Source organism: Cobetia sp. 3AK (assembly GCF_029846335.1).
In the GTDB taxonomy this organism is placed as follows: Bacteria; Pseudomonadota; Gammaproteobacteria; order Pseudomonadales; family Halomonadaceae; genus Cobetia; species Cobetia marina.
The window spans coordinates 28,137-42,852 of the sequence record NZ_JARWKR010000002.1 but is presented as its reverse complement, the minus strand read 5'-3'; the positions used below and the strand labels follow the sequence as shown (position 1 = coordinate 42,852).

Sequence of the window (14,716 nt, the reverse complement as noted above, 5' to 3'; positions counted from 1 at the left end):
ACGACGCCCCGCGACGATTCGCCGGGGCGTCCTGTCTCATGGAGCCCGCCAATGACACGCCTGCCGCATCTCGCCCTCTCGCTCGCTGGCCTCAGCCTCCTTGGCGGCTGTGCCGGTGTCCCGTCCGGCACCCAGCCCGTCGGGGACTTCCAGCTCGAACGCTACTACGGGCAATGGCACGAGATCGCCCGCCTGCCCAACAGCTTCGAGGAGGGACTGAGCTGCGTCACCGCCGATTACTCGCCCCGCGAGGACGGCGGCGTGCGCGTCATCAATCGCGGCCTTGATGCCGACAAGGGCGAATGGAGTCAGGCCGAAGGGCGAGCCTACTTCACGCAGGGCAGCGAGACCGCGGCCCTCAAGGTCAGCTTCTTCGGCCCCTTCTATGGTGGCTACAACGTGCTGGCACTGGATGATGACTATCAGTGGTCGCTGGTGGCCGGTGCCGATCGCGACTACCTGTGGATACTGGCGCGCGAGCCGCAGCTGGATGACGGCACCTATCAGGCGCTGGTCGATCAGGCCGCCGAGCTCGGCTTCGCCACCGATTCACTGATCAAGGTCGAGCAGGGTGAGACATGTCCCGTCGCTGACGGCGAGAGCTGATGACGCAGGCGCTTGCTCACGGCGCAGGCTCCACCCAAGGTCTAAACCGACACGTGACGTTTACATGGTGCGGACAGCCGCTTTCATCCAACCGACCTTGCCTCTTGCCACGCGCCAGCGGCTCGCCAATGGTGAGCTGACAATCTGCCGAGGCAGCGTCTCGCCGAGTGCGCTGCCCTGCTGCCAACCGCCAAATGCCGTCGCCCAGTGTCAGTGACACCTCGCTGCACTGGGCAACTCAGTTCAGAGGGAGCTCGTGCCATGGATATCCAGCAGTTCTTCAGCGCCCTGTGGGATGATTACGTCGCCATGACGCCCCAGGCCCAACAGATCCAGGATGCCTTCGTGGCCGACGGCGAGACCATCGTCAACGACCACGTGGCCTTCCGGACCTTCGACCGCGGGCCGATCACCCTGAGCGCGCTGGAACCTCATCTGCTGGCGCTCGGCTACACCCGCTTCGCCCCCTATGACTTCCGCGAGAAGAAGCTGCGCGCCTTCGGCTATCTGCCGCCGTCTCCCGACATGCCGCGCGTCTTCCTCTCCGAGCTGAAATGTCATGAGCTTTCCGAGCGCGCCCAGTCGATCATCGATGGTCTGGTCAGCCAGATCTCGCCGGATGCCGCCACCCAGCCCTCCGTGCTGTGGTCAGGTCGCCTGTGGGACGCGCCGACCTTCGAGCAGTATCAGCGTCTGATGGAGGAGAGCGAATACGCGGCCTGGCTGTCGATCATCGGTCTGCGTGCCAATCACTTCACCATCAGCGTCAATGCACTTACCCGTCATGACACGCTCGATAAGGTGCTGACGCGCGTGGAAGCGCTTGGCCTGGGCATCAATCCGGCCGGCGGACGCATCAAGGGCTCACCCGAGGTCCTGCTTGAGCAGGCCTCCACCCTCGCCGACCGCCAGACCTTCACCTTCGCCGGCGGCGAGCAGCACGAGATCGCGACCTGCTACTACGAGTTCGCCCGTCGCTATCCGGATGCCGACGGCAAGCTGTATCAGGGTTTCGTGGCCGCCAGTGCCGACAAGATCTTCGAATCCACCCACCTGACCGAATCTTCCGATACCGGCCAGGACAGCCCAAGGGAGCACTCCACCCCGTGATTGCCGACTGGCTTGACCTGACACTCGAAGGCCACGCCAGCGCGCGTGGCATGGGACGCATCCCCGGTGGGCGCTATGAGATCGTCGCCCCCGGTGTGCTGGAGATCTGTCCGGACACCCAAGGGCCTGCGGCTCGTCCTTGCGTGCTCTCGGCGGGAATTCACGGCAACGAGACGGCGCCCATCGAACTGCTGGGTGAGCTGATCGCCGGTCTCGAGAGCGGCCACCTGATCGCCGGTGCCCCGCTGCTGCTGATTCTGGGCAACCTGCCCGCCATCCGCACCGGTGAGCGCTTCCATGCGACCAACCTCAATCGGCTGTTCCGACGTACCGAGACGGCGACCGCCATCTCGGTGGACGCCGGCAACGCGGCTGCCGGCAAGGCCAATGACTGTCCAGCCGATGATGAGCCGGCACGCGCCCGCCAGCTGATGGCGGCAGTGGATGACTTCTACGCCCGCTTCCCGCCGGCCGATGGCACGCGACGCCTGCACTACGACATGCATACCGCGATCCGCGACAGCCACTACCCGCGCTTTGCCGTGGTGCCCTTCAGCGAGGGAGAGGCCATCAGTCCCTCACAGTGGCCGATATTGAGCGCTGCCGGCCTCCAGGCCGTGCTGCATCAACATCAGCACAGCTGGACCTTCTCGCACTACTCGCGCCACTACCATGATGCCGATGCCTTCACGCTGGAGCTGGGCCAGGTGCGTCCGTTCGGCGCCAATGACATGGCGGCACTGGCGCCGATGTCCCGCCTGCTCGCGGCTCTGGCCACCGGAACGCCACCGGATGAGTCTGATCCCGGTGCCATGGATTACTTCAAGGTGGAAGTGGAGCTGATGCGCCACTCCGCAGACTTCGCGCTGTGCTTCAGCGAGGACGTCGCCAACTTCACCCGCTTCGCCCCCGGCACGCTGATCGCCCGGGACGCGCAGGCGGGCCCCTGCATCATCGGGGACACGCCGCTGAGCGTGGTATTCCCCAATGCCAGTGTCGAGATCGGCGCCCGCGCCGCCTTGCTGCTGGCCAGCTGTGCTCCCCCCGAGACAGTCTGATCATGAAATGCGCCCCACCCGCCAGCCACCGCCGTACTGCCCCACGCAGCACGGCGCATCGGCAGGGTGGGCGCCCCCAATAATGACAACAAGGTCCCCACTCATGACGCATTCCTGCCGTTCTGTCCCTCCTGTCGCCAGCCAGCGACTCTTGCCGACACGCGCTCAACCAAAGTCGTATCCGGCGACGCTCCAAGGAAGCAGTTAACCCAGCGTTGAGCTGGTAGAATCTGCCCCCTTTCACGATCACGACCGTGATACCACTCGAGCGGCTGCGACGACATGGCCAGCTGCCAGCGAGATTCAGTCTCGCCTGGCGACGTCATGCACCCTGTGCCGCCGTGTCGACAACGCACAAGTTCCCACGGGTCCGTGCCGCCCTGCGGCAGACTCAGGACGCGCCCGCGCCGCCTGGCAAGGCAGCGATGCGCTGCGTCTGGATCGGAGTAACGGCATGACCAAGACATCCCCCGGGATCGAGACCCCGAACCGCGAGGTGCTGCCCCTCGAGGTTCGCGACATCACCAAGTCCTTCGGCAGCAATCAGGTGCTCAAGGGCCTGTCGCTCAAGGCACGCAAGGGCGACGTCATCACGCTGATCGGTGCCTCTGGCTCCGGCAAGAGTACCTTTCTGCGCTGCATGAACCTGCTGGAACAGCCGGACGGTGGCGACATCTTCGTCCACGGAGAGCAGATCGGCTTCAAGGACACCCGCCGCGGTCGCGAGCCGATGGACTGGCGTCAGGTCGAGCGCATGCGCGCGCGCCTGTCGATGGTCTTCCAGGGCTTCAACCTGTGGTCACACATGACCCTGCTGGAAAACGTCATCGAGGCGCCGATCCACGTGCTCGGCAAGCCGAAGAAAGAAGCCATCGCGCACGCGCGCAGCCTGCTGGATCGCGTCGGCCTGCTCGAGCGCGCCGACTACTACCCGGCCCAGATGTCGGGGGGCCAGCAGCAGCGTGGTGCAATCGCGCGCGCCCTGGCGATGGAGCCGGAAGTGATGCTGTTCGACGAGCCGACCTCGGCTCTCGACCCGGAACTGGTCGGTGACGTGCTCAAGGTGATGCGCGACCTGGCCGAGGAAGGCCGCACCATGGTGGTGGTGACCCACGAGATGAGCTTCGCGCGCGACGTCTCGAGTCAGGTGGTCTACCTGCATCAGGGTCTGGTCGAGGAAGCCGGCGACCCGGCTGAGGTACTGGGCAATCCCCAGTCAGAGCGACTCAAGCAGTTCCTGGCGCCCAAGTACTGACAGGCAGGACTGATGAACAGGACTGACGGACGGCTCTGAACAACCGCTCGGTCCGCCGGCGCTTCCCCCGGCACGGTGATCCCGTGTCCGGCACATGATTCAGCACCGCGAGCGCCATGCCATCGGCAGGCCTCGAGGCGCAAGAGATTTCAGGAATGAAAGTGATGAAACAGTTCGCGACACGCGCCCTGATGGGCCTCACCCTCGGTCTCTCCACTCTCGCCATCTCGGCAGGCGCCGTGCAGGCCGCCGATGTGCCGGACCCGCTGCGCCTCGGCATCGACGTGCCCTACGCGCCCTTCGGCTACAAGCTGCCGAGCGGTGAGCTGACCGGCTTCGAGATCGAGCTGGGCAATGCCATCTGCGAGCAGCTCGCCACTCGCTGCGAGTGGGTCGAGCAGGACTTCGACGGCATCATCCCTGGCCTGATGGCACGCAAGTACGACGTCATCATGTCCGCGCTGACCATCAACCCGGAGCGTGAACGTCAGGTGCTGTTCTCCGCGCCCTACTTCACGCCGCCGTCCGGCTGGTTCGTCAAGGCGGACAGCCCGCTGGCCGGCGCGGACAGCCTCGATGCCGAGGCTCTCAAGGGCGAGGTGATCGGTGTCCAGCGCGGCAACCTGCAGGATCACTACGTCACCGACCTCTACGCCAGCGTGGCCGAGGTGCGTCGCTATACCAAGCTGGATGATCTGGTGCTGGACATGGACAGCGGTCGCGTCGATGTCGCCTTCCTTGATCTGCCGGTCGGTCAGGACACCCTGGTCGAGGCCAATGATGGCAATTTCGTCAATACCGGCAGCGCCATCAGCGAACCGAAGAAGTACTTCGGTGACGGCTTCGGCATCGCCATGAAGCAGCGCGATCGTGATCTCAAGAAATCCATCGACGAGGCACTGGACACGCTGAAGGCCGACGGCACGCTCGAGCGTCTCAACGCCAAGTACTTCGCCAGCGCCGCGACCGCCAACAGCCAGTAAACCGCTGAGCGGTTTGCACGGCGCTTCACGGGAGGATTCCCATGATCGACCTACAAGGCTACGGGCCAAGTCTGCTGGAGGGTGCCTGGGTCACGGTGCAGCTGGCCGTGCTGGCCCAGCTGCTGGCCATCGCCCTCGGGCTGATGACAGCGACCGCCAAGATGTCGCGTTCCACGCCACTGCGCTGGATCGCGACGCTCTACACCACCATCATCCGTGGCGTACCGGACATCGTGTTGATGCTGCTGCTGTTCTTCGGTGGTCAGATCGGCATCAACATGGTCACCGACTGGCTGTATGACCGCTATGACATCGATGTCTTCGTCAACGTCGACGAATTCACCGCGGGCGTCATCACCATCGGCTTCATCTTCGGCGCCTACATGGGTGAGACCTTCCGCGGTGCCTTCATGGCAGTGGATGCCGGCCAGATCGAGGCCGGACGCGCCTATGGCATGAGCAACTGGAAGGTCTTCAAGCGCATTCGCTTCCCGCTGATGATGCGTCACGCCCTGCCGGGGCTGGGCAACAACTGGATGGTACTGCTCAAGACCACCGCCCTGGTGTCGGTGATCGGGCTGGTCGACATGGTGCGTGTCGCCAGCGAGGCCGCCAAGGCGACCCATGAGCCCTTCACCTTCCTGTTGCCGGTCGCGGCGGGCTATCTGCTGATCGCCACCGTGTCCGAATGGGGGCTTTCGCGCCTCAAGAAGCGCTACAACACCGGATTCGGGGAGGCCAGCGCATGGAACAACTGAACGATGCGGGCCCGACAGGCATCATCGCCCAGCTTGGCCAGATGCTCGATGATGTGCTGAGCGACAACTACATCTTCACCGCCACCACTCTCTGGCACTACTGGGAGGGGCTGGTCACCACGGTGCAGCTGGTGTTCCTGTCGCTGATCATCGGGCTGGTGCTGGCCGTGCCATTGGCGATCCTGCGCGGCTCGCGCCGCCGCTGGATCAAGATGCCGGTCTACCTGTACACCTATGTCTTCCGTGGTACCCCTCTGCTGATCCAGCTTTACCTGATCTACTACGGGGTGGTGTTCTTCGATGGCTTCGACATCTCGTTGGGGATCACCAGCGTGCATGTCCCCAGCATTCAGGACACCTGGCTGTGGGAGTACTTCCGTGACCCCTTCGTCCCGGCGCTGCTGGCCTTCGTGCTCAATACCGCGGCCTATACCACCGAGATCTTCCATGGTGCCATCCAGTCCACGCCCAAGGGCGAGATGGAAGCTGCACGCGCCTATGGCATGTCGCGGGGCAAGATGATGCGTCGCATCATTCTGCCCAGTGCCTTCCGACGTGCACTGCCGGCCTACGGCAATGAAGTCATCTTCATGCTGCATGCCAGCGCCATCTGCAGCGTGGTGACGCTACTGGATCTCACCGGGGCGGCGCGTGACATCTATGCACGCTTCTATGCCCCCTTCGAGGCCTTCCTGTTCGTCGCCGCCATCTATCTGTGTCTGACCTTCACCATCATTGCCATCTTCAGGCAGCTGGAGAAACGTCTGCTGGCACACTTGAAACCATTGAATTGAACTGAAAGAAGCGCCTCTTGCCGGGCGCTTCTTTCGTTTTTCACTCCTGATCCAGCAATGCATCTCGTTTAACGAACGTTTGAATCCGACCATTTTCCCCCTTCACCACAGCGCAGGACTGGGCTAGTGTGGAGAACAATGGCTGACGACAGTCCTGTCTTCATCGGCGCAGACGCCTGATACCTTTTCAGGTAGCGTCTGGTGTCGCTGACACGTCAGCTCGACCAACAACAACGAGGAACGGGAACGACATGAAGAAGCTTCTGGGAATTTCCCTGCTGGGTGCAGCACTGATGGCCGGTGGCGCACAGGCCGCCGAGACACTGCGCATCGGCGTCGATGTGCCTTATGAGCCGATGGAATACAAGACACCGGACGGCGAGCTGACCGGCTTCGACATCGAGCTGGGCAATGCCATCTGCGCGAAGATCAACCGCGACTGCGAGTGGGTCATCCAGGCATGGGACGGCATCATCCCCGGCCTGATGGCACGCAAGTACGACGCCATCATGTCCTCGATGACCATCAACGAAGAACGCCGTGAGAAGGTGCTGTTCTCCGACACCTACATCACGCCGCCGTCTGCCTGGTTCGCGCCGTCCGACAGCGCGTTGAGCGCCACCTCCACCGAGGCCCTGGCGGGCAAGGCCATCGGCGTGCAGCGCGGCACCCTGCAGGACAACTACGTCACGGATCTCTACGCCAAGAATGCCGAGGTCAAGCGCTACACCACCGCCGATGACCTGGTGCTGGACATGGATGCGGGTCGCCTCGACATCGCCTTCCTCGACTTCCCGGTCGGCAAGTCCACCCTCATCGATGGCGGCAACGGCAACTACAAGGCCGTGGGGGAAGTGGTCACCGAGCCCAAGAAATACTTCGGCGACGGCTTCGGTATCGCCATGCGCAAGCGTGACAAGGACCTGGCCGAGCAGATCAACGGCGCACTGGCGGAACTGAAGGCCGATGGTACCTACGACACCATCCACACCAAGTACTTCGGCGAGAAGAAGTAAGATCGCCTCCCATGTCATGACGAGCGCGAGCTGACAGGCGCAAGTGACACGCAAGACAACACGTCCCGCTGGCATCTGCCGCGGGACTTTTGCGTTGAGACAGGGTCATTCCCGACCCAGCCCCTTCATCAGCGCCGCCGGGGAATGAGAGCAAGCCCCCGCCACGCCTGAGCCAGAAGCCAAGTCATCGCGTCCCCTTGCACAATTGGTGCAAATTGAGAACCAAAGCAGTGTGGCTGAGAGGGCTTATCCCGTCTGCCCGGCCTCTCTAGGATGCCCAGCATCCCACTCCTGCAACGGTAGCTCCCCCATGTCGAGACATCCTTCACGTCCGGCGCGCCTTTCTCGTATCGCCTCTTCCCTGCTGTTGACCCTTGGCGGTCTCCTTGCGCTCAGCGCCTGCAGTGAAGGCGATGACGAGGCTGCCGCTGGCGCCCAGCCGACACCTCCCACGATGGAAGTCGTCGCGGCCAAGGCTCAGCCGGTCGCGGCCTGGCACACTTACACCACCCGCCTGGAATCTCCGCAGAGCGTACAGCTGCGCCCGCGCGTGAGCGGTGAAATCGAAGAGGTCCTGTTCACCGAAGGCCGTCAGGTGAGCGCCGGCACCCCGCTGGTCCGCCTCGATCAGCGCCCCTTCAAGGCGGAGGTTGATCGTCTGGAAGCCGAGGTGGCTCGCGTCAAGGCAGAACTGGCCAACGCCCGCAGTGAATCCGGACGCGCAGCCAGCCTGGTCAAGCGCAACCTGATCTCCCGCGAGGAAGCCGATTCACGCAGCACCAGCGTCTCCGGTCTCAACGCCCAGCTCAAGGCCGCCATCGCCCAGCTCGAGCGCGCCCGTCTGGATCTCGACTACGCCACGGTGCGTGCCCCGATCGATGGCCGACTGTCCAATGCCCGCATCACGCGCGGCAATACCGTTCAAGCCGGTCAGAGCGTGTTGACCACCCTGGTGGAAACTCGCCAGCTGGACGCCTATATCGACATCAGCGAGCTGACCTGGAATCAGGACTTTGCCGACGTCTCCGCCGAGGATCATCTGCCGGTGGAACTGCAGCTGGCAGGCCAGCAGGACTTCCCGTTCCAGGGCGAGCTCGACTTCATCGACAACAGCGTCGACATCGACACCGGCACCCTGCGCATTGGCGCCACCTTCGCCGCAGAGGACCCTGCCCTGCGGCCAGGCGCCTTCGCGCGCCTGCGCATCGCCTCCCCCGAGATTCGCGACGCCGTGCTGATCCCGGAGCGTGCCATCGGCACCGATCTGGATCGTCAGTTCGTGCTGGTGATCGGCGAAGATGACACCCTCGCCTACCGTGGCATCACCACTGGCCCGCGCTTTGGCCCGCTGCGTGCCGTCACCGATGGCCTGGCCGCCGGTGATCGCGTGCTGGCCGCCGGCCCCGCCAAGGCAGGCCCGGGCATGCCGATCACGCCCAAGCTGGTTGAGATGTCCGACAATGGTGCCCTCAAGGCCCTCGCCGAGCGTGTCGCTCGCCTGACGCAACACCAGAAGGATCAGCCGTCGCACGACAATGATCAGGATGCCGCGGCGCTGGCCGAGGCCGACCGCCAGGCAGCAGGAGGCCGTACGTGAACGTCTCCAGCTTCTTCATCAAGCGCCCGGTCTTCGCCGCGGTGCTGTCGATCCTGATCGTCATCTCGGGGCTGCTGTCACTGTTCCAGCTGCCCATCTCCGAGTATCCAGAAGTCGTGCCACCTACCGTGGTGGTGCGCGCCAACTACCCGGGTGCCAACCCGGAAGTCATCGGTTCGACCGTCGCCACGCCGCTGGAGCAGGAAATCACCGGCGTCGAAGGCATGCTGTACATGGACTCCCAGGCGACCTCCGACGGTAACCTGACCCTGACGGCAACCTTCGCGCTGGGCACGGATCTGGACAAGGCCCAGGTGCAGGTGCAGAACCGCGTGGCACGCGCCACGCCACGCCTGCCGCAGGAGGTGCAGCAGCTCGGCATCACCACCGAGAAGGCCTCGCCCAACCTGACGATGGTGGTCCACCTGACCTCCCCGGATGGCCGCTATGACCAGCTGTGGCTATCCAACTACGCGCGCCTGAATCTCAAGGACAACCTCGCCCGTCTCGACGGCGTCGGTGACGTGCGCCTGTTCGGTGCTGGCGAGTATTCCATGCGCGTATGGCTGGACCCGGACGCCGTGGCGGCGCGTGGACTGTCTGCCGGTGACGTGATCAGTGCGCTGCGCGCCCAGAACCAGCAGGTCGCCGCCGGGTCCGTCGGTGCCCAGCCCGCCCCGGATGACAACCAGTTCCAGCGCCTGCTCAATGTGCGCGGACGTCTCGAGAGCACGCAGGAATTCGAGAACATCGTCATCCGTGTCGATGAGGATGGCCGCCTGACGCGTCTGAAGGATGTCGCACGTGTCGAACTGGGTGCCGACAGCTACTCGCTGCGCGCGCAACTCGACGGCAAGGATGCGGTGGCGATGCCGATCTTCCAGCGCCCCGGTTCGAATGCCATCGCGCTGTCGGATGCGGTCCGCGAGCGCATGAGCGAGATGTCCGATGCCTTCCCCGATGGCGTCAGCTACGACATCGTCTACGACCCCACCGTCTTCGTGCGCGGCTCCATCGAGGCGGTCATCGATACCCTGTTCGAGGCCATCCTGCTGGTCGTGATCGTGGTGATCCTGTTCCTGCAGACCTGGCGCGCCTCGATCATCCCGCTGATCGCGGTTCCGGTCTCGCTGATCGGTACCTTCGCGGTCATGCAGCTGATGGGTGTCTCGATCAATACGCTGTCGCTGTTCGGACTGGTACTGGCCATCGGTATCGTGGTCGATGACGCCATCGTGGTGGTGGAGAATGTCGAGCGCAACATCGAGCTGGGCCACTCTCCCATCGAGGCGACCCAGATCGCCATGCGCGAGGTGACCGGCCCGATCATCGCCATCGCGCTGGTGCTGACGGCGGTCTTCGTGCCCACCGCCTTCATCAGCGGCCTGAGCGGCCAGTTCTACAAGCAGTTCGCGCTGACCATCACCATCTCGACGCTGATCTCGGCCTTCAACTCACTGACCCTGTCGCCGGCGCTCTCGGCCCTGCTGCTCAAGCCGCACGGTGCCAAGCCGGACTGGCTGACACGCCTCATCGATGGCCTGTTCGGACGCTGGCTGTTCGCGCCGTTCAACCGGGCCTTCAATGCCATGTCCAACGGCTACACCGGCCTGATCAAGAAGCTGCTGCGCTTCGGTGTCATCGTCGGCGTGATCTATCTGGCACTGCTCGGCGCCACCGGCAAGCTGTTCGACAGCGTGCCCGGCGGCTTCATCCCGGGACAGGACAAGCAGTATCTGGTCGCGATGGCTCAGCTGCCGGACGCGGCAAGCCTTGATCGCACCACCGAGGTCATCAACGAGATGCAGAAGCTGGCACTCGAGACACCGGGGGTCGCCCATACCGTGGCCTTCCCGGGGCTGTCGGTGAACGGCTTCGTCAATGCCTCCAATTCCGGCATCCTGTTCACGCCGCTGGATGACTTCGAGGATCGCCAGTCGCCCCAGCTCTCCGGCCAGGCGATCGCCGCCGAGCTCAACCGCAAGTTTGCCGGCATCGACGAGGCCTTCGTCGCCGTCTTCCCGCCGCCGCCGATTCTGGGTCTGGGGACCACGGGCGGCTTCAAGTTGCAGCTGCAGGACCGCGGTAACCAGGGCTTCGATCAGCTGTTCGCCGCCGTGCAGACCATCACCGCCAAGGGCAATGCCGACCCGCGCCTGAGCAGCGTCTATTCCAGCTTCCGCATCCAGGTGCCGCAGTACGACATCGATGTGGACCGCGAACAGGCGATGATCATGGGCGTCCCGGTGGAACGCGCCTTCGAGACCCTGCAGATCTACATGGGCTCGCTGTACGTCAATGACTTCAACCGCTTCGGGCGTACCTATCAGGTACGCGCCCAGGCCGAGCAGTCGGCGCGTCTCGACCCGGATGACATCCGCAATCTCAAGGTGCGCAGCGACAACGGGCGCATGATTCCGCTGGGCAGCTTCGTCAAGGTGACGCCGACCACCGGGCCGGACCGCGTGATGCACTACAACACCTATGTCAGCGCCGACATCAACGGCTCGCCGGCACCGGGTGTCTCCAGTGATCAGGCCAAGGCCGCCATCGAGGAAGTGCTGGCAGCCAATCTGCCCCAGGGCATCGGCTACGAGTGGACGGAGGTGACCTACCAGCAGGTGCTGGCCGGCAACACCATGATCTATATCTTCCCGCTGGTGGTGCTGCTGGTGTTCCTGGTGCTGGCTGCCCAGTACGAGAGCTGGTCGCTGCCGCTGGCGATCATCCTGATCGTGCCGATGACGCTGCTGTCGGCGCTAGCTGGCGTGTGGCTGACGGGAGGCGACAACAACATCTTCACGCGGATCGGGTTGATCGTGCTGGTGGCGCTGGCCTGCAAGAACGCCATCCTGCTGGTCGAGTTCGCCCGTGAGCAGCAGCATGAAGGTCAGAGTCGCCTGGATGCCGTGCTGACAGCCTGTCGCCTGCGGCTGCGGCCCATCCTGATGACCTCGGTGGCCTTCACCGCCGGCGTGGTGCCGCTGGTACTGGCCACCGGTGCCGGCAGCGAGATGCGCCAGGCGATGGGCGTGGCGGTGTTCTCCGGCATGATCGGCGTCACCGTGTTCGGCCTGTTGCTGACGCCACTGTTCTATGTCGGCATCCGCAGGATGGTCGAGAAGCGTACCTAGAGAAGCCGGGGCTTCACGGACCACACCGCCAGTGCGGCGACGCGAGATGAATCGCCGCACTGGCTTGCCTCGTCGCACTGGCTTGCCTCGTCGCATCATCTCGGCACACCGCCGAACCTACATTGTTCAATACTCGGGAGCGGGTAGCATGTACGCCGATACCTTCAATGATCTGGCCCTTGAGGCTGAACTCGAGAACTTCGCGCATCGCTGGTTCTCTCTGCTCAACCGCTTGGCGCCGTCCCTCGAGCTGGCCGAGCTGCTGGGAGACGATGCCGTGATCCAGCTGCTGGATGAGACGCTCACTGGCAGCGAATTCCTGACCAATTGGGAACAGCGCCGGGATGATCTGCTGATCAACAGCCATGCACTGGGCTGGGTACGTGCCCGACGCGAGAGTCTCGACACGGCCACCCTGCGCATGGGCGGCGAGCACCGCGCCGCGCATCACGACGGCAGCGTGCTGCACACGCATTTCGATGCCGAGTGGGTGCTGGATCTGAGCTGGGGTGAGCCACGCATCCAGCGCATCAAGCTGCTGGACGTGCGCACGCTGTAGAATGCGGATGAGCAGACACAAGGACGCCCCGTCACCTTCAGGTGACGGGGCGTCCTTGTGTCTGGCGCGATGGCTTGCCACCCAACGCTTGCTCAGGCATTTGGGGGTGGGAGACTTCGCCGCCTTTCCGCCAGCATCGCCGGTGTATCGATATCGTCGAGAATGCCGGCATCGCTGACGACCACCTCACGCAAGGCATCACGATGTCGAAGGATCACTTCCCGCGCACCCTCACCGCCCTCAAGCGCTGCCAGCTCACGCCATAGCGTCCGCCCGAACAGCACCGGATGCCCGGGGCTGCCCTTCTCGCCTGTCAGCACCGGCCGCACCACATGCTCCGCACTCGCCTCACGGTGCAAGGCGTGAAAGGTCTGCGGCGCGATCTGCGCCATGTCCGCCAGCCATACCGCCGCCACCTGCACATGCGCCAGGGTGGCGTCCTCACTCAGCTGACGGAAGGCATCGCCGAGACTGGCGCCGAGGCCGTTGCCCGCCTGCGGCGCACGCCAGATTCGCCGGGCATGCTCACGCGCGAAGTCATCTCCCAGCAGTGCGGCGGGATCATCGTCCTCACGCAGCAGCAGACGCCAGTCCACCTCACAGGGCATGACCTGCGAAAGCGTCGCCATCAGGAGTGTCTGGCCATCCGCCAGACAAGCCTGACGCTTGTCACTGCCAAAGCGGCGACTCTGACCGGCCGCCATCACCAGAATGATCGTCTCACTCATGTCGGGTCTCACAGACTTTCCCGAGCGCGCCCACGCCGGATACGCACGATATCGGCCATCACCGCCAGCGCGATCTCGGCCGGTGTCTTGCTGCCCAGATTGAGTCCGATCGGCATCACGATACGCTCGATCTCCTCGGCGCTGAGCCCGCCGCTGCGTGCCAGCCGCTCGGCGCGCGCCTGAGAGGTACGCTGCGAGCCCATCACGCCAATGTAGAAGGCGGGCTGGCGTACCGCCTCGATCATCGCGAGATCATCAATGCGTGGATCATGGGTCAGCGCCACCACGGCAGTGGCCGCATGACAGCCCCCCGCCGCGATGAAGCGCGAGGGCAGCTCACGACGCAGGGTGACACCGGTGTGCGGCGTCTTGCGGGCATCCCAGTCCGCCAGCACTTCCTCACGCGGCTCGCAGATGATCACCTCGAAGCCGAGGCTGACGGCGAAGGCCGCGCAGGCTTCCGCCACCGGCGAGAGTCCCGCCAAGAGCAGACGCGCCACCGGCCCGACCCTGAGCTGATAGCCGCTCGTCTGGTCATCGTGGCCCTTGAGTGGCTCGACCCGCTCCCCCAGCCCGCTGTCCTGCTGAAGCGTACGCGCGCCATCCCCCGCCAGCATGACCTGACGCAGACGCGGCGTCTGACCCTCGAGTGCCTCGCGCAGTGCCTTGAGATGCGCGATGTCCGCCTCGCTGGCCGTGAAGCGCTCGACCAGCACGTCCAGCAAGCCACCGCACGGCAAGGCGATCCCCGCGCCCTGATGGCCGCCCTCGCCATAGCGGATCACCTGGGCGCTCGCGGTGAATTCGCCTCCCGCCAGGCGCGCCAGGAAGTCCTCCTCGACACAGCCACCGGACAACGAGCCACGATGCTGGCCATCGGCACGCGCCACCAGCCAGGCGCCCGGCTCACGCGGTGAGGAGCCGAAGGTGGACAGCACCGTACACAGCCAGATCGGGCTGTCAGGCCGCATGCCATCTGACGGCGCCAGCCAGTCGATCGCCTGACAGATCACTTCAAGATCAAGATGTTGCATCAAAAATCTCTCATATCGGAAGCCGGCTCCCAGCCAGAAGACACGAAACCCGCCACCCGGGCATGCCGGAGTGGCGGGTATCAG

General features: G+C 64.4%; 13 protein-coding genes. 11 read left to right on the top strand and 2 right to left on the bottom strand.

Going from position 1 to position 14,716, the window contains the following annotated elements; all coding sequences use genetic code 11:
* Window positions 1-51: 51 nt before the first annotated feature.
* The 11 genes from QD228_RS02755 to QD228_RS02705 all read left to right on the top strand — a co-directional run bounded on the left by QD228_RS02755 (window position 52) and on the right by QD228_RS02705 (window position 12,870).
* On the top strand, window positions 52-606 hold the full coding sequence (locus QD228_RS02755) for a lipocalin family protein (protein WP_077378325.1): 555 nt from the start codon (window positions 52-54) through the stop codon (window positions 604-606).
* 261 nt (window positions 607-867) lie between these two features.
* Window positions 868-1,716: a DUF1338 domain-containing protein gene (locus tag QD228_RS02750; RefSeq protein WP_176503231.1), complete on the top strand. Its 849-nt coding sequence runs from the start codon at window positions 868-870 to the stop codon at window positions 1,714-1,716.
* Complete coding sequence (locus QD228_RS02745) at window positions 1,713-2,774, top strand: succinylglutamate desuccinylase (protein WP_279856245.1); 1,062 nt, start codon at window positions 1,713-1,715, stop codon at window positions 2,772-2,774. Before QD228_RS02750 ends, QD228_RS02745 begins: the two co-directional genes overlap by 4 nt.
* Before the next feature lie 454 nt (window positions 2,775-3,228).
* Window positions 3,229-4,029 (top strand): ATP-binding cassette domain-containing protein, encoded by an 801-nt coding sequence (locus QD228_RS02740; protein WP_077378316.1) that lies wholly within the window; start codon window positions 3,229-3,231, stop codon window positions 4,027-4,029.
* A 164-nt stretch (window positions 4,030-4,193) separates the two neighbouring features.
* Window positions 4,194-5,012 (top strand): transporter substrate-binding domain-containing protein, encoded by an 819-nt coding sequence (locus tag QD228_RS02735; protein ID WP_279874335.1) that lies wholly within the window; start codon window positions 4,194-4,196, stop codon window positions 5,010-5,012.
* Between the two features lie 41 nt (window positions 5,013-5,053).
* Complete coding sequence (locus QD228_RS02730) at window positions 5,054-5,770, top strand: ABC transporter permease (RefSeq protein WP_084207919.1); 717 nt, start codon at window positions 5,054-5,056, stop codon at window positions 5,768-5,770.
* Between the two features lie 41 nt (window positions 5,771-5,811).
* On the top strand, window positions 5,812-6,564 hold the full coding sequence (locus QD228_RS02725) for an ABC transporter permease (protein WP_077378483.1): 753 nt from the start codon (window positions 5,812-5,814) through the stop codon (window positions 6,562-6,564).
* 251 nt (window positions 6,565-6,815) lie between these two features.
* Complete coding sequence (locus tag QD228_RS02720) at window positions 6,816-7,580, top strand: transporter substrate-binding domain-containing protein (protein WP_077378307.1); 765 nt, start codon at window positions 6,816-6,818, stop codon at window positions 7,578-7,580.
* A 310-nt stretch (window positions 7,581-7,890) separates the two neighbouring features.
* Window positions 7,891-9,177, top strand: a complete 1,287-nt coding sequence (locus tag QD228_RS02715; RefSeq protein WP_279874334.1) for an efflux RND transporter periplasmic adaptor subunit — start codon at window positions 7,891-7,893, stop codon at window positions 9,175-9,177.
* Window positions 9,174-12,311: a multidrug efflux RND transporter permease subunit gene (locus QD228_RS02710; protein ID WP_077378301.1), complete on the top strand. Its 3,138-nt coding sequence runs from the start codon at window positions 9,174-9,176 to the stop codon at window positions 12,309-12,311. Before QD228_RS02715 ends, QD228_RS02710 begins: the two co-directional genes overlap by 4 nt.
* Window positions 12,312-12,459: 148 nt before the next feature.
* Window positions 12,460-12,870 carry a hypothetical protein gene (locus QD228_RS02705; RefSeq protein WP_077378298.1) on the top strand — a complete coding sequence of 137 codons (411 nt, stop codon included), beginning with the start codon at window positions 12,460-12,462 and terminating at the stop codon, window positions 12,868-12,870.
* 92 nt (window positions 12,871-12,962) lie between these two features.
* On the opposite strand, the gene QD228_RS02700 is transcribed toward QD228_RS02705, so the two are convergent.
* Together QD228_RS02700 and QD228_RS02695 are read right to left on the bottom strand one after the other, a co-directional pair.
* Entirely contained in the window at window positions 12,963-13,598 is a 636-nt protein-coding gene (locus QD228_RS02700) for a nucleotidyltransferase family protein (protein ID WP_279874333.1), read from the bottom strand.
* Window positions 13,599-13,606: 8 nt separating this feature from the next.
* On the bottom strand, window positions 13,607-14,632 hold the full coding sequence (locus QD228_RS02695; RefSeq protein ID WP_279874332.1) for an XdhC family protein: 1,026 nt from the start codon (window positions 14,630-14,632) through the stop codon (window positions 13,607-13,609).
* Window positions 14,633-14,716: the final 84 nt, after the last annotated feature.

Excerpts from the sequence above, each read along its gene's own strand:
- QD228_RS02755 (WP_077378325.1), top strand. The coding sequence starts at position 52 with ATGACACGCCTGCCGCATCTCGCCCTCTCGCTCGCTGGCCTCAGCCTC.
- QD228_RS02750 (WP_176503231.1), top strand. The coding sequence starts at position 868 with ATGGATATCCAGCAGTTCTTCAGCGCCCTGTGGGATGATTACGTCGCC.
- QD228_RS02740 (WP_077378316.1), top strand. The coding sequence starts at position 3,229 with ATGACCAAGACATCCCCCGGGATCGAGACCCCGAACCGCGAGGTGCTG.
- QD228_RS02735 (WP_279874335.1), top strand. The coding sequence starts at position 4,194 with ATGAAACAGTTCGCGACACGCGCCCTGATGGGCCTCACCCTCGGTCTC.
- QD228_RS02730 (WP_084207919.1), top strand. The coding sequence starts at position 5,054 with ATGATCGACCTACAAGGCTACGGGCCAAGTCTGCTGGAGGGTGCCTGG.
- QD228_RS02725 (WP_077378483.1), top strand. The coding sequence starts at position 5,812 with ATGCTCGATGATGTGCTGAGCGACAACTACATCTTCACCGCCACCACT.
- QD228_RS02720 (WP_077378307.1), top strand. The coding sequence starts at position 6,816 with ATGAAGAAGCTTCTGGGAATTTCCCTGCTGGGTGCAGCACTGATGGCC.
- QD228_RS02715 (WP_279874334.1), top strand. The coding sequence starts at position 7,891 with ATGTCGAGACATCCTTCACGTCCGGCGCGCCTTTCTCGTATCGCCTCT.
- QD228_RS02705 (WP_077378298.1), top strand. The coding sequence starts at position 12,460 with ATGTACGCCGATACCTTCAATGATCTGGCCCTTGAGGCTGAACTCGAG.
- QD228_RS02700 (WP_279874333.1), bottom strand. The coding sequence starts at position 13,598 with ATGAGTGAGACGATCATTCTGGTGATGGCGGCCGGTCAGAGTCGCCGC.
- QD228_RS02695 (WP_279874332.1), bottom strand. The coding sequence starts at position 14,632 with ATGCAACATCTTGATCTTGAAGTGATCTGTCAGGCGATCGACTGGCTG.